A 13,816-nucleotide genomic window follows, 5' to 3' on the forward strand; every position below is an offset into this window, starting at 1 on the left:
CTGAGAATTTTATGATGCAATCATCGACTTCAACTACCAGCACGCGCCCTGTCCGCACCCGCATTGCGCCCTCGCCTACTGGCTTTCCGCATGTCGGCACCGCTTATATTGCCCTATTCAATTTAGCTTTTGCTAAAGCCCACGGCGGCGAATTTATTTTACGTATCGAAGACACGGATCAAACGCGCTCAACCGAACAATCTGAAAAAATGATTTTGGATGCGCTGCGTTGGGTCGGTCTCGACTGGGCGGAAGGTCCAGATATTGGTGGCCCGCACGCGCCTTATCGTCAGAGCGAGCGTAGCGATATTTATAAAAAACATGCCGAGCAGCTTATAGAAAACGACCATGCGTTTCGCTGTTTTTGTAGCAGTGAAGAGCTCGATGCCATGCGTGCTGCGCAAATGGCCAATGGTGAAACGCCACGTTATGACGGTCGCTGTGCACATTTAAGCTCTGAGAAGACTCTTGGACTTGTTGCAGCAGGCATGCCTCACGTGATTCGTATGCGTGTGCCTACCGAAGGCGTCTGTCAAGTACATGACATGCTACGCGGTACGGTTGAAATTCCTTGGACGCAAGTCGATATGCAGGTGCTGCTAAAAACCGACGGCATGCCAACATACCATTTAGCCAACGTTGTCGATGACCATTTGATGGATATCAGCCATGTGTTGCGTGGTGAAGAGTGGCTCAACTCTGCGCCTAAACATCAGCTGCTTTATGAGTATTTTGGTTGGGAGATGCCTGTGCTTTGCCATATGCCACTGCTGCGTAACCCAGATAAATCAAAACTGTCTAAGCGTAAAAACCCAACCTCTATCACCTATTATCGTGATGCAGGCGTGCTACCTGAAGCGTTGCTCAACTACCTCGGTCGTATGGGCTACTCGATGCCTGACGAAGCTGAACAGTTTACCCTAGAAGAAATGATTGCTAGTTTTGATATTCAGCGTGTGTCACTTGGTGGCCCTATTTTCGATATCGAAAAGCTGAACTGGCTCAACGCAGAATGGTTACGCGCGCTCACTCCTGAACAGTTAAAAAATAAAATCCTCGATTGGGCAAATAACAGTGACAAGCTGACGGCTATCGCAGCGGCGATTCAGCCTCGTATTGAGCTGTTATCTGATGCAGTTAATTGGGGTGGTTTCTATTTCCAGAACTTACCTGATATCAATGCTGAGAGCTTTACCCATAAATCGCTAACGCCTGAGCAAATTACCGAGATGCTACAACTGGCGCTTTGGCAGCTAGAAACCTTACCAACGTGGTCAGAAGAAAATATCTACGCCACGCTAAAAGGTCTTGCCGCTCACCTCGATATTAAGATGCGTGACTTTATGGCACCGTTCTTTATCGCTATCGCTGGCAGCACGTCATCAACGCCCGTCATGAACTCTATGGCGATTATCGGCGCTGATATGACCTTGACTCGCTTGCGCCATGCAGTTGACGTGCTTGGCGGTTTGGGTAAAAAGAAGCTGAAAAAACTTGAGAAACAAGCCGCAGAATTGCCAGATTTTTTAGCAGCTGAATAGTTTAGAAGCTGAATAGTTTAGAAGCTGAATAACTCATCTACTAAACAATCGATTAGCTAAAATTTATGAATTTAGAAGGGTCAGCCCAGTTCTGACCCTTTTTTTGTCATTAATAGGTACTACTACCCTTCAACTATTATTAAATATCCTGTATCAAACCTTTTAATTGGAAATAAACATGGCCGCCAAAACCGTCACAATCGAAAGCAAAGACTATGTCTTTAGCACGCTCAAAGAAGCACAGAAATACTATGATGCCATCGTAAAAGAGCTTTTTGAGGCAAAACTTACCCTGACAAAGGGTCAGGACTTTGAAGATTTAAAGTGGATATATACTACTTACTGTGGTTATACCAATCATAATGTCGATCGACTGAAAGAATCTGACATCATTGGCTTTAAAGGCATCAGAACAATCCGAGAAAAAGGTGGTCAATATATCCCAACGGAATGCTGCGCCATTATTTTTTCTGACAGCAGCTCTAAGCTCACTGAGGAAGAATTCTTTACCGATAAAGCCATTAAAGAGATTGCCATCAAGCAAAATCCACGCTAATTTGGGCTTATTAAGTAGCTAAAATAGCTTTAAACGCTTTTTCTCAAATATTTATGCATTATTTTTAAAATAGTAGTTGACAGGACTGCCGGTCTTGCATAAAATACGCACACTCTTAGCGAGGGGCTATAGCTCAGTTGGTAGAGCACTTGCATGGCATGCAAGGGGTCAACGGTTCGACTCCGTTTAGCTCCACCATACTATTTATTGCAACGCTCAGTACTACTGAAACGTAACCATAAATACTCGCTAGTAGGACGATATCAGCACCTAGGCAATGCTTACTTGTAAGCTATCTGATATTGTGAAGTACCGTTGTAACCATTGGTTATAACACTCTATGCGTCCCCATCGTCTAGAGGCCTAGGACACCGCCCTTTCACGGCGGTAACGGGGGTTCGAATCCCCCTGGGGACGCCACTATTCGGCGTCACTTATTAGCACTTTTTCTTAGCATCTTTAAGCATCAGGTTAGACTAATAAGCGAACAATAAAAAATCCCAGTCATCATACGGTGACTGGGATTTTTTATGCCTGTTGGTTTTGTTATATCCAGTTCATTATGGTTTGGATAAGCTGAAATTAATATATCAACGATCATAACAGGAGACAAACTCTCTAATCGCCCAGCCCCAATGCCTGTATTCGCCCTTGTAGTAGCCTTCTAAATATACCCACGGACGATTTTTATTATCATAAGTGGTATCTGTGACATACACCTCGCGATCATTACGCAGCTTATTAATAATCTTGCCATTAGGCTCGTCGCGAATGTTTAGTGGAGTACCCGTCGGATCTGTTACTTTGCAAACTCTCTCGGCATGCGCGGCATTTATCCCAACCGTCGTAGCAAAAACAGATACAGCAATGGTATAAGCCAAACGTTTCATCTCAAATCCTTATTATCAACAAATGTCTTATTAATCTCTGATATCTTATCAGAGTTCACATTGCGGTATCTGCGATTTTATAAGATATTTACGTTTTATTGATTTTGATAAAAACTGAAGCCATAACCATGCTGAATAGTTTTTAATATCAGTATTTATTGAATGATTTATTCTATTGCCAACCCGTAAGATCCTCGCTACCATCAATCCTATAAGGATTTTATAGAATGTATAAATACTTTATAACGTACAAATTTTTAGGCTTAACACAAGGACGTTTTAACCATGTTCGGGATTGAGAACTATCTAGGGTTTATCATGGCAGCTATCTTGTTAAACCTGACCCCAGGCACGGATAGCATGTACATCATTACCCGTAGTATTTCGCAGGGGCAAACGGCAGGGTTTTATTCTGTGTTGGGTATTACTTCAGGCATTCTGGTGCATACGCTACTGGCTTCGCTAGGATTGTCCGTGTTGCTGGCTAACTCCCCTACGGCATTTATGCTCGTAAAATATATTGGTGCCAGCTATTTGTGCTATCTAGGCGTCAAAATGCTCATAAGTAAACAACAGCCTTTGATAGCCGCGAGTTTGCAGGATGACGAGAAGCCAAAGCCCGTTCAGCCTTTAGATCACTGGCAAATATATAAGCAAGGTGTGCTCACCAATACCTTTAATCCAAAAGTTGCATTATTCTTTTTGGCGTTCTTCCCTCAGTTTATCGATGCCAGTTATGCTTATAGTATGGTGTCGTTCGTTATTTTAGGATTGACCTTTGCTGTCACTGGCTTTATATGGTGCTTGTGCTTAGCATTATTGGCGTCAAAATTCAGTGAAAACTTACGTAAAAACCCCTCTATCGAAGCCATTTTAAACAAGATAAGCGGTGTGGTATTTATTGGCTTGGGAATTAGGCTATTGACTGAGAAAGGTTGAAACCATTGGAATAAACAGCAGAGGAAATAATCATGAACGATGATACTAAGCAAAAAATCACTTTATTACTTGAAGAGTTAATTAATACTCCATGCTCAGAGTCAAGGCAAGTAGCAATAAAGCGTGAACTAGACAAACTGTCTCCTGACCCATTTTGGAGTGACTATATATTCTGGAGTGATGAATATGTAAACGAAGACTTAAGTATCAATTATGAGAAATTTTTTGATAAAATTTCTGAGTATCCAAATTCTCATGAGTATAAAACAAAGAGTCGCATTTTAGAGTTGGCTCAAAAACTTGTCATTAGAGATTTCTCTGATATTAGCGAAGTTGATATCGTAAATGAAATCAATGAATTGTCTCCTGATATCAGCTGGACGAATTATCTTTTTGTCGATAAGACCTGCTTAAAAAATGACGGCAGCATCGATAAAGAAGCATTCTTAAATAAAATATTTAAGGAGAGCTGGAATGAAAACTTTAGATAGTTCATTGGAATAGATTTGCAGATACGTGTTTCCCTTTTCCCAGATAATAAAAAAGCCCAATCCCCTAATTTAACTGGGATTGGGCTTTTTATCATACTAAGTCTAACTATTCTTTATGCAGCGTTTTTGCTCTCAGCAGCCAATTGACGTAGCACATAGTGCAACACGCCACCATGACGCACGTATTCGCGCTCTTTTGGCGTCTGGAGCATGACATTGACATCAAAGCTCTCAGACGAACCATCGGCACGCGTAGCCGTGACTTTGGCGGTCTTACTATCGCCATTATCTAGACCTGTAATGCTAAGCACTTCAGAGCCATCTAGATTATAAGTTTCTGCGTTTTCACCGTCTTTAAAGGTCAATGGCAACACACCCATACCGACGAGATTTGAGCGGTGAATACGCTCAAACGAGCTGGTCAATACTGCTTTTACGCCAAGCAAAATCGTACCCTTCGCTGCCCAGTCACGACTAGAGCCTGAGCCATATTCTGCACCGCCAAGTACCACGAGCGGACGCTTGTCTTCTTTATACTTCATTGCCGCATCATAGATGGCCATTTCTTCGCCGTCTTGAAGCGTGGCGCTATCGCCGTTGAAGTAATAAGTATAGCCGCCCTCTTTGCCAGCCATCATAGTATTTTTGATACGGATATTGGCAAAGGTGCCGCGCGTCATGACCGCATCATTACCACGGCGTGAGCCATAGCTATTGAAGTCGGCTTGCATCACACCTCGCTCTTGCAAGTACTTACCTGCTGGCGAATCTGGATCGATATTACCCGCTGGCGAGATATGGTCAGTGGTGATTGAGTCACCGAACAACCCTAAGATGCGTGCGCCTTCGATATCAGGAATACCTTCTGGCTCCATGGTCATACCATCAAAGAACGGTGGGTTTTTAATATAAGTAGACGCTTCGCTCCACGGATACAACTGGCTATCGGCTGAGCTAATGGCGTTCCATGCGGCACTACCGTCAAACACTTCACCATAGTTTTTGCGGAACATATCCGCATCGATATTATTAGCAATCAGCTCATTGATCTCATCTGACGTTGGCCAAATATCTTTTAAGAAAACATCTTTGCCATCTTGATCTTGTCCTAAAGGCTGCGTCGTTAAGTCAATATCAACCGTACCTGCCAGCGCATAAGCAACTACGAGTGGTGGTGACGCTAAGTAGCTCGCTTTTACGTGCGAGTGGATACGACCTTCAAAGTTACGGTTACCTGACAACACGGCAGCAGCGACTAAGTCTTTTTCTTCGATACCTTTTTCAATCGACTCTAAGAGTGGTCCTGAGTTACCGATACAAGTGGTACAACCATAACCCACTAAATAGAAGCCTGTTTTTTCAAGCTCGTCCATTAGCTTAGATTTTTCAAGATAATCGGTGACGACTTTCGAACCGGGTGCCAATGAGGTTTTGACCCAAGGCTTGGCTTTTAGACCTTTTGCAGCGGCTTTTTTCGCCACCAAGCCCGCGCCAATCATCACCGCAGGGTTTGAGGTATTGGTACATGAGGTAATCGCTGCGATAACGACAGAACCATCACGCAATTTATGGCTCTTATCATCGATATTGACGTCAGAGAAAACATTAGGCTTATCATAGAGTCTATCCGCTTGCTCTTGCTCGCCGCCTTCTTCATCAAAGCGTACCTTGCCTTCGACTTCTGACTTGCGGTCTTTGGTCATTTTTTCTAAAGTTTCGCCAAATTTTTCGTGCATATCACATAGATTGATACGCTGCTGTGGCAAGTTCGGACCGGCAAGTGCAGGCTGTACTGATGATAAATCTAGCTCTAATTTACTTGAATAAGTCGCTGCTGGCGTATCGGCATCGTGCCATAAGCCTTGCGCCTTGGCATACTTTTCGACCAATTCAATCTGACTTTCTTCACGACCTGATAGACGCAGATAATCAATCGCCATTTGGTCAATCGGGAAAATACCACAGGTTGCCCCATATTCTGGTGACATATTGGCAATCGTCGCACGATCTGCCAGTGGCATACTGTGTAAGCCTTCGCCATAAAACTCAACGAATTTACCAACCACACCATGCGCACGTAGCATTTCAACCACACGCAATACCAAATCTGTCGCGGTAACGCCTTCAGTGAGTTTACCTTTTAGCTCAAAGCCAACCACTTGTGGAATCAGCATTGATGACGGTTGACCAAGCATTGCCGCTTCCGCTTCAATACCGCCGACACCCCAACCAAGCACGCCGATACCATTAATCATCGTCGTGTGGCTGTCCGTACCAAATACCGTATCAGGATAAGCCGTCAACTCGCTTTTACCATCAACATTGACATCAGCAGCCATTACAACACGAGCTAAGTATTCAAGGTTAACTTGATGCACAATACCCGTCGCTGGTGGTACGACCACAAAGTTTTTAAACGCATTACGACCCCAATGCAGGAATTCATAACGTTCATTGTTACGTTTAAATTCAATTTTTTCGTTCAAGTCTAGTGCATCTTCTCGGCCATAAGCATCGACCTGTACAGAGTGATCGACGACCAATTCACTTGGGATAAAGGGGTTAATTTGCTCAGCTTTACCGCCAAGCTCAACCACGGCATCACGCATGGCTGCCAAATCGACAACTGACGGCACACCAGTAAAGTCTTGCAGGACTACACGGGCTGGCATAAAGGCGATCTCTTTTGACGCTTCTGCGCCTGCGTCCCAGTTAGCAACCGCTTCGATATGATTTTTGCCGACAGATTGACCATCATCTTCATTACGTAATAGGTTTTCTAAGACGATTTTCATGCAAAATGGCAATTTGCTGATGTGCTCAAAAGTTTCGGTCAGCTTTGGCAAACTGTAATAGGCATGTTCCTTGCCATCGACCGTAATGGTGTCTTTTACATTAAAAATATCACTCATGGTAGCTTCCTTATCGTTGTTATAGATCCTAAGCCCAAACGGTTATAGGTTTATGCTGAGGATTGGTGGCTAGATAGATGATTGTACGAGTTGTATTCAAAATCGTTATTATTTGACACAATACAATATAAATTTGAGTTAACAAAATAGCTAAGCGACTCTTTAGCACTTAACAATAACGCTCTTTTACCATAACAAAACGGCGGCGCTTTGTTAACGTCTAGACGTTGTCAAATCGTGGCATAATCGTAAACGTAACAAGGGTTTAACGTTCTATTATTAAATATCAATATATTTTCCAAAGAAATATTAGAATCAAAGGTAGTGGGTAAACCAGTCGCAGCATACGAGCCTTATCTGTTAGACGTTTGGCTGCGCTATGCTATTATGGTGCGCTTTTTTACCGCTAGGCAAACGCCTCGAAACAATCGTTTCGCGCGCTACTTATTGATGAGTTTTTATGGCAAATTTTAACACCCACCTGAATGTTGCATTCATGGTCAGTGGTACGCTCAGTTTGACAGTTTATAAAGCGGGATTGATTGATGATTCGGGGTTTTTAGTTTGCGTGGCGCTCGGCACTATCGGTGGGCTGCTGCCTGATTTGGATTCTGATAACTCAACACCGATTAAACTTGGGTTTAATATCACCTCATTTATTTTTGCCTTTGGTTTGGTCATGCATTGGCGCAGTGAGCTGAGTTTGCTCGCCCTGATTGCATTATGGCTAGCAGGCTACGGCTTTATGCGTTATGTGGTTTTCTCTATTTTTACCAACATGACCGTGCATCGCGGTGTGATTCACTCCGTGCCTTATATGGCAACTTTGGGTTTGGGGCTGACTTATTTAAGCTACTACGTCTTGCACCTTCCACTGACGGCAAGCTGGTTTTACGGTTTATTTTTATTCGGTGGCGCGCTGGTGCATTTGACATTGGACGAGTTATATAGTGTTAACTTATCCAATATGAAAATGAAGCGCTCATCAGGTACAGCGATGAAGTTTTATCAGCCTAAAGATAAGTGGTGGTATTTATTACTATATACACTGCTCGCCATGTTGGTCTATTTTGCCCCGCCGTTTGATGCGTTTTGGCAGCAGCTGCGTGACCCAGCACCATGGGCACAACTAAAAGTTGGCATATTGCCAGAACTAATAAAAAACATGCTGCGATAAAGATACGGTAAAGCAATAAAACCCAAGCAAAAATGAGAATAAAACATGCAACCTAATCTACACGTTTGCCCTTGCCAAATTCATCCATCATCAAGCGCTATCAGCTCACCACTACTGTATAAAGATTGCTGTCAGCCTTATCATGAGGCTGTTTATAATGATGCTCTTTATATTGGTGAGGTTGGCAAAGCAGATGGTATAAAAGCGGAGACAGCCGAACGTCTTATGCGCACGCGCTATAGTGCCTTTGTATTGATTAAGCCAGAATATATCGTCAAAACCACCTTACCCGCGCAGCAAAACTTGTTGGATATCAAGGCGATTGAATCGTGGGCAAAAGAGACGAATTGGGCAGGACTAGAAATCGTAGCGCACACGCCAACGCTAGGCAAACGCCATGCGCAAGTTGAGTTTAAGGCTTATTTCAAGCCAACTAATAATGCAAATAATTTAGAAGAGAAAGTGCAGGCGCATCATGAATTGTCTGCCTTTATGAAGGTGACAGACAAAATCAATAATGATGCACACTGGTATTTTTTGGATCCGACTGTTTCAATGTCTGTGACGCAAAAGCAGCCGTGTATTTGTGGGTCTGGTGAGAAGTTTAAGCGGTGTTGTGGGGGTTATTTGAGTTAATACTATTGCCATAAATTTCGTCATATATTTTAAAAACAATGTAGATAAACCAATCAGTCTTTGTACGGAACGTAATTATCAAACTCCCAATGAAAATACTCTGATAAATCGGTTGATACTTCGCTTGGATTTTGATTGTTACCCTTATCTTTAATTAAAGATTTAATGAAGTCTAACAAAATCTGCTTATCAAAACACTTCATCACAAAAACCCCTTTTTTTCGAAAGTAAATTTCATAATCTTCAATGACTATTTCATCGCAGCTAGAGTCATAGTCATTAGTAATATAGAAGTAGAAATTATCACCTCCTTTCTCATCGCCTAACGTGAGATTAACATTTAAATCAAAATAATCACCACCACGAAACTCAAACCCATCAAAACTTTGATGATCTTCAAATGATATATATTGAATTGACATCACTTAATAGTCCTTATTTTTCAAACTAGAACATGAAATCTTATAGACAAATATCAATAAAAAGCAGCCTTGTATTTGCGGTTCAGATGAAAGGTTTGGTTTAAGCACTGTTTTGAAGAGTACTTTTAAATACTCGCCCCAACCGACCTTGCTACCGCAATCCCTTCCTCAATCGTCAAAAACTTGCGCTGGCTTGGGCTGTCTTTATAAATGACGTCCCCATCTTGAAATATCAGGCATTCATTAGCTGCCAGCTGTTGCCATTTCTCATTTTCAGTGAGAGGCACTGTCACTAGTATCGTCACTTTGTCGGTATCTGTCGTCACATCACCAAAGTTAATGGCTAAATCATCATCTGCTAATTTCGCTTCACCAAATGGTGCTTGACGCGTGAGATAAAACAATAAACTCCCCGCATAAGCCAATTGCCAACTGCCATTCGATATCAAGCAATTAAACAAGCCATTGGCGGATAAATAACGACATTGGGTGGTCAAAAAGTTAAACAGCGTTTGGTCATCAGGGCGAGTTTTAAAGCTGCTTTTTAGGCGATTAACAAGGTAGCAAAAAGCCATCTCAGAATCGGTATTACCGACTGGCTGGCAATGTGAGGCGTTGCCGTTGTCTTGCAAGCGCTGACAGCGTTTAATAAACTCGCTATTCATCTGCCCGTTATGCGCAAATACCCACTGTTCGCCCCAGACTTCGCGGACAAAAGGATGGGTATTTGCCAAGCAGTTTTGCCCTTGGGTCGCTTTACGAATATGAGCGATAACGTTCATAGCTTTAATCGGATAATTATTGACCAAATCAGCCACGGGCGATAAATGGCTTGGTTTATTATCGTGGAACAAACGCAAACCAGTTGAAGCATTCTCTGGTTTGTCACTGTTAGTGCACTCACTACGCTCAAAAAATGCAATGCCAAAGCCGTCTTCGTGGCTATCGGTCATGCCACCGCGGCGACGAAACCCTGCAAAGCTAAAACCAATATCGGTTGGGGTATTACAGTTCATTCCTAGGAGTTGACACATTTATACTTTACCGCCGTTCTTGTCATCTTGTGCAGGATTTAAAGTAGGGTTAATTTTGGCTGCTGACGTTTCATCAAACACCTCATAAGGCGTTGCCCCATCGGTGTCAATATTCGCCAAAATGCGCTTTGCATGCGCAAAATCAGCATCCTGTATCCACAGCACAATCCCAGAATTCATACCCGGCATTGCGCTCAGCGGTTGCAGAGAAACGGTAATACCATTGTTACGAAGCAGATTGGCATGCAGTTCACCTTGCATATTGGTGTCGTAGCGTGCCAGCTTGTGCCAGTTATCAACTTGATCGGTCATGGGATCCGCCTTTATGGTTTTGATACAAGAATAATAGAAAACACGTTATGCTAATTGGTCGAGCGTATATTCTTTAATGACAAAATCACTGCTGTTACTTAATTTATCACGCGCTTGCTCAGCTTGGGTGATATTGCTAAAAACACCGGCTATTGGATTTTCGGTTTTATTATCAATAGCTAACAACATAAATACCGTATTTTGCGCTTTTTCAACATGTGACCAATGATAAGCAGCAAGGCGTTTCATCAGGTCAGGATTTTTGACCATGATGTTATCGCCCGTACGTCCTTCGGTACGGTTATAGTGAATAACGTTGAGACGTAATAGCCAAAAAATCACCGCCGCTTTGGCGAGCATCACTGGTAAGGCACGTTTTTCATCTTCACCGAGGATACGTTTCGACTCATAGCCTTGCAAGAAAGCCGCCATTTTGCTGCGGTCAAAATTCACCGACTCACCCTGCTCAGCATCGCCCCAAGTGGTACAAAAATCATTAATCGTAATGGCAATATCCATCACATAGTGCTCGACGCTGACTTCGGTAAAGTCCAATAAACCTGTTAAACGTTCTTCACCTACTTGTAGATTCCACAAGGTATTATCGGCAAACATGTCTAAATGACATAAGCCTTTTGGCAAAGTCGCAAGCGGCAAATCTGAGTAAGCGCGCCAAATATCACTCATCAATTTGGCTTCGTCAGCTGGCATAAACTGCCTTTCACGGTCGCGTACCTCGTTCCATGGATATAAAGGCACGCCATATTCTTCCGCAGGCTGTAATGCTTGCAATGTCTCATGCAGCATCGCTAAAGCGGCGCCAATTTCATGACACATCGCTTGCGTCGTCTGCTGTGGATGCGAGCCTGCTAGGCATGGCACTAAGGTAATTGCTTTATTGTCATAGCGTATGACATAGAATTTTTCTGCGCTATCAGCGCCTAAATCAAGCAATGCTAACGGCGCAGCGACCGGTAATTTACCGTCTAGTTGATTTAAGATAATCGCCATCTTTTCGATGTCTTCTGGTGGACGCTCTTCAAATAAGGTAAATACATAAGAGTGTGCGCCATCTACATCGTCAGTCGTCTGAATAAACCAGTTAGAGTTTTTGATACCTTGGGTGATCGGAATGGCACGCGCGAATGACACGCCAAAACGCTGGCAAAAAGCGGCAAACTGGTCATCGGTTAACTGGGTATAGACGGACATGACATCTCACTTATGGCAATTAAAAGAAGGTAAATAGATACGGTAATGACAGTGATTGTACCGTGCATGAGCAAACTTTGGCTAAAAGCATAATAATCTTGCGAAAACCTGCCTGAGATGGCGGTGATTTTGCTAGACTAGCGCTTATAGAATGAATTGATTATAAGGCGAAAGTCCCTATGTTAGCAAAGCGTATCATTCCTTGTTTGGACGTTGATAATGGTCGTGTGGTCAAAGGTGTGCAGTTTGTCGATATCAAAGACGCAGGAGACCCTGTTGAAGTAGCGAAACGCTACAACGAACAAGGCGCTGATGAGATTACTTTTTTGGACATTACTGCGACCAATGATGAGCGCGATACCACCTATCATACCGTTGAGCGTATGGCAGAAACGGTATTTGTGCCATTAACTGTCGGTGGCGGCGTGCGTAAAATCGCTGATATCCGCAATTTGCTCAATGCGGGCGCGGATAAAGTAGCTATCAATTCTGCGGCGGTATTTACCCCTGAGTTCGTTGGCGAAGCGGCGCAGAAATTTGGTAATCAATGTATCGTCGTGGCTATCGATGCCAAACGCGTTGCAGATATTACGGTCGATGGCGTTATCGTACCGCGTTGGGAGATCTTTACCCACGGTGGTCGCAAACCAACGGGTATCGATGCCGTCGCTTGGGCGAGCAAAATGGCTGAGCTTGGCGCTGGCGAATTATTGGTGACCTCGATGGATGGTGATGGCACCAAAAAAGGCTATGATTTGGCACTAATGAAGCAAATTACTAGCCGCGTCAATGTGCCAGTTATCGCCTCAGGCGGCGTCGGCAATTTGCAACATTTAGCTGAAGGCGTATTAGAAGGCGGCGTCGATGCTGTACTTGCTGCCAGCATCTTCCATTTTGGTGAGTATACGGTTCAAGAAGCCAAAGCGTATATGGCAGCGCAAGGCATACAAATGCGTCTATAGTACGCTCGTAAAGTACAAATAAAACAGAAAAAAATGTTATCATAGCGCTAACCACTTATTTTCGTTCATTTAACTGATTATCTAACGGATAATAAACCATTTGAACCTAGCGATATATTTAGCGCATTATTTATGCCTACATTTTAATTAAAAGCCCATTCGGCAAAGGATTTTTTATGTCAAATCTACAACAGCAGCGTAATGACGTGACTCACATCGATGGTAATTTACATCAAAACAAAGACGTTCGTATTGGTATCGTCGTCGGTCGTTTTAATGGTTTTGTGGTTGAATCATTAGTAGATGGTGCAATTGATGCGCTACTACGTCACGGTGTATTGGGTAGCAACATTACCGTTATCCGCGTGCCTGGTGCTTTTGAATTACCATTGGTTGCTCAACGTGCCGCTGAATCTGATCGCTTTGATGCCATCGTTGCTTTAGGCGCGATTATCCGTGGTAGCACCCCGCATTTTGATTTCGTTGCAAGCGAATCTGCAAAAGGCTTAAGCGCGGTAGCTATGGACTACAATATCCCAGTTGCCAATGGCGTACTGACGACTGACAGCATTGAGCAAGCGATTGAGCGTGCTGGCACGAAAGCGGGTAACAAAGGCTCAGAAGCGGCAATGGTTGTACTAGAAATGCTTGCGGTACTATCACAGTTAGATATTGAAGATGACAGTGAAGACGCTTAATCAAGCCATCATTTGATAGGCTGTTTGTTATTTA

General features: G+C 43.3%; 14 protein-coding genes and 2 tRNA genes. 10 read left to right on the plus strand and 6 right to left on the minus strand.

What is annotated here, in order from left to right:
• Window positions 1-11 precede the first annotated feature (11 nt).
• The 4 genes from gltX (at window position 12) to JMY05_RS10490 (ending at window position 2,517) form a co-directional block, all read left to right on the plus strand.
• Window positions 12-1,541, plus strand: coding sequence for a glutamate--tRNA ligase (gltX, locus tag JMY05_RS10475; protein WP_201615028.1), 1,530 nt, complete (start codon window positions 12-14; stop codon window positions 1,539-1,541).
• 178 nt (window positions 1,542-1,719) lie between these two features.
• A complete protein-coding gene (locus JMY05_RS10480) occupies window positions 1,720-2,097 on the plus strand; it encodes a hypothetical protein (protein ID WP_045445806.1) in 378 nt (125 codons plus the stop codon).
• A 122-nt stretch (window positions 2,098-2,219) separates the two neighbouring features.
• Window positions 2,220-2,295, plus strand: a tRNA-Ala gene (locus JMY05_RS10485).
• Between the two features lie 146 nt (window positions 2,296-2,441).
• Window positions 2,442-2,517 (plus strand) — tRNA-Glu (locus JMY05_RS10490).
• Window positions 2,518-2,687: 170 nt separating this feature from the next.
• Here JMY05_RS10490 and JMY05_RS10495 read toward each other — a convergent pair.
• Window positions 2,688-2,987, minus strand: coding sequence for a peptide-binding protein (locus JMY05_RS10495; RefSeq protein ID WP_055125383.1), 300 nt, complete (start codon window positions 2,985-2,987; stop codon window positions 2,688-2,690).
• A gap of 285 nt (window positions 2,988-3,272) precedes the next feature.
• Here JMY05_RS10495 and JMY05_RS10500 point away from each other — a divergent pair, with 285 nt between their 5' ends.
• A complete protein-coding gene (locus JMY05_RS10500) occupies window positions 3,273-3,926 on the plus strand; it encodes a LysE family translocator (protein ID WP_045445803.1) in 654 nt (217 codons plus the stop codon).
• Between the two features lie 32 nt (window positions 3,927-3,958).
• Complete coding sequence (locus JMY05_RS10505) at window positions 3,959-4,417, plus strand: hypothetical protein (RefSeq protein ID WP_201615030.1); 459 nt, start codon at window positions 3,959-3,961, stop codon at window positions 4,415-4,417.
• A gap of 113 nt (window positions 4,418-4,530) precedes the next feature.
• On the opposite strand, the gene acnA is transcribed toward JMY05_RS10505, so the two are convergent.
• Window positions 4,531-7,329 (minus strand): aconitate hydratase AcnA, encoded by a 2,799-nt coding sequence (acnA, locus tag JMY05_RS10510; RefSeq protein ID WP_201615032.1) that lies wholly within the window; start codon window positions 7,327-7,329, stop codon window positions 4,531-4,533.
• Window positions 7,330-7,789: 460 nt separating this feature from the next.
• Here acnA and JMY05_RS10515 point away from each other — a divergent pair, with 460 nt between their 5' ends.
• Entirely contained in the window at window positions 7,790-8,506 is a 717-nt protein-coding gene (locus tag JMY05_RS10515; protein WP_201615034.1) for a metal-dependent hydrolase, read from the plus strand.
• 45 nt (window positions 8,507-8,551) lie between these two features.
• Window positions 8,552-9,142 carry a YchJ family protein gene (locus JMY05_RS10520; RefSeq protein ID WP_201615036.1) on the plus strand — a complete coding sequence of 197 codons (591 nt, stop codon included), beginning with the start codon at window positions 8,552-8,554 and terminating at the stop codon, window positions 9,140-9,142.
• A gap of 53 nt (window positions 9,143-9,195) precedes the next feature.
• Here the strand turns inward: JMY05_RS10520 and JMY05_RS10525 are convergent, their stop codons facing one another.
• From JMY05_RS10525 to JMY05_RS10540, 4 genes are all read right to left on the minus strand, one after another.
• Window positions 9,196-9,564 (minus strand): Imm8 family immunity protein, encoded by a 369-nt coding sequence (locus JMY05_RS10525; protein WP_045445795.1) that lies wholly within the window; start codon window positions 9,562-9,564, stop codon window positions 9,196-9,198.
• A gap of 125 nt (window positions 9,565-9,689) precedes the next feature.
• Entirely contained in the window at window positions 9,690-10,598 is a 909-nt protein-coding gene (locus JMY05_RS10530) for a class II glutamine amidotransferase (protein ID WP_045445792.1), read from the minus strand.
• Window positions 10,599-10,910 carry a hypothetical protein gene (locus JMY05_RS10535; RefSeq protein WP_045445789.1) on the minus strand — a complete coding sequence of 104 codons (312 nt, stop codon included), beginning with the start codon at window positions 10,908-10,910 and terminating at the stop codon, window positions 10,599-10,601.
• Window positions 10,911-10,955: 45 nt separating this feature from the next.
• A complete protein-coding gene (locus tag JMY05_RS10540) occupies window positions 10,956-12,122 on the minus strand; it encodes a homoserine kinase (RefSeq protein ID WP_201615038.1) in 1,167 nt (388 codons plus the stop codon).
• Between the two features lie 179 nt (window positions 12,123-12,301).
• Here JMY05_RS10540 and hisF point away from each other — a divergent pair, with 179 nt between their 5' ends.
• Together hisF and ribE are read left to right on the plus strand one after the other, a co-directional pair.
• A complete protein-coding gene (gene hisF, locus JMY05_RS10545; RefSeq protein ID WP_045445786.1) occupies window positions 12,302-13,084 on the plus strand; it encodes an imidazole glycerol phosphate synthase subunit HisF in 783 nt (260 codons plus the stop codon).
• Between the two features lie 176 nt (window positions 13,085-13,260).
• A complete protein-coding gene (gene ribE, locus JMY05_RS10550) occupies window positions 13,261-13,782 on the plus strand; it encodes a 6,7-dimethyl-8-ribityllumazine synthase (RefSeq protein WP_045445783.1) in 522 nt (173 codons plus the stop codon).
• Window positions 13,783-13,816: the final 34 nt, after the last annotated feature.

The sequence above is a fragment of the Psychrobacter sp. JCM 18902 genome (genome assembly GCF_904846615.1).
In the GTDB taxonomy this organism is placed as follows: domain Bacteria; phylum Pseudomonadota; class Gammaproteobacteria; order Pseudomonadales; family Moraxellaceae; genus Psychrobacter.

Bases quoted from the DNA above. Each gene is read 5' to 3' on its own strand.
- gltX (WP_201615028.1), top strand. From the start codon at position 12: ATGATGCAATCATCGACTTCAACTACCAGCACGCGCCCTGTCCGCACC.
- JMY05_RS10480 (WP_045445806.1), top strand. From the start codon at position 1,720: ATGGCCGCCAAAACCGTCACAATCGAAAGCAAAGACTATGTCTTTAGC.
- JMY05_RS10495 (WP_055125383.1), bottom strand. From the start codon at position 2,987: ATGAAACGTTTGGCTTATACCATTGCTGTATCTGTTTTTGCTACGACG.
- JMY05_RS10500 (WP_045445803.1), top strand. From the start codon at position 3,273: ATGTTCGGGATTGAGAACTATCTAGGGTTTATCATGGCAGCTATCTTG.
- JMY05_RS10505 (WP_201615030.1), top strand. From the start codon at position 3,959: ATGAACGATGATACTAAGCAAAAAATCACTTTATTACTTGAAGAGTTA.
- acnA (WP_201615032.1), bottom strand. From the start codon at position 7,329: ATGAGTGATATTTTTAATGTAAAAGACACCATTACGGTCGATGGCAAG.
- JMY05_RS10515 (WP_201615034.1), top strand. From the start codon at position 7,790: ATGGCAAATTTTAACACCCACCTGAATGTTGCATTCATGGTCAGTGGT.
- JMY05_RS10520 (WP_201615036.1), top strand. From the start codon at position 8,552: ATGCAACCTAATCTACACGTTTGCCCTTGCCAAATTCATCCATCATCA.
- JMY05_RS10525 (WP_045445795.1), bottom strand. From the start codon at position 9,564: ATGTCAATTCAATATATATCATTTGAAGATCATCAAAGTTTTGATGGG.
- JMY05_RS10530 (WP_045445792.1), bottom strand. From the start codon at position 10,598: ATGTGTCAACTCCTAGGAATGAACTGTAATACCCCAACCGATATTGGT.
- JMY05_RS10535 (WP_045445789.1), bottom strand. From the start codon at position 10,910: ATGACCGATCAAGTTGATAACTGGCACAAGCTGGCACGCTACGACACC.
- JMY05_RS10540 (WP_201615038.1), bottom strand. From the start codon at position 12,122: ATGTCCGTCTATACCCAGTTAACCGATGACCAGTTTGCCGCTTTTTGC.
- hisF (WP_045445786.1), top strand. From the start codon at position 12,302: ATGTTAGCAAAGCGTATCATTCCTTGTTTGGACGTTGATAATGGTCGT.
- ribE (WP_045445783.1), top strand. From the start codon at position 13,261: ATGTCAAATCTACAACAGCAGCGTAATGACGTGACTCACATCGATGGT.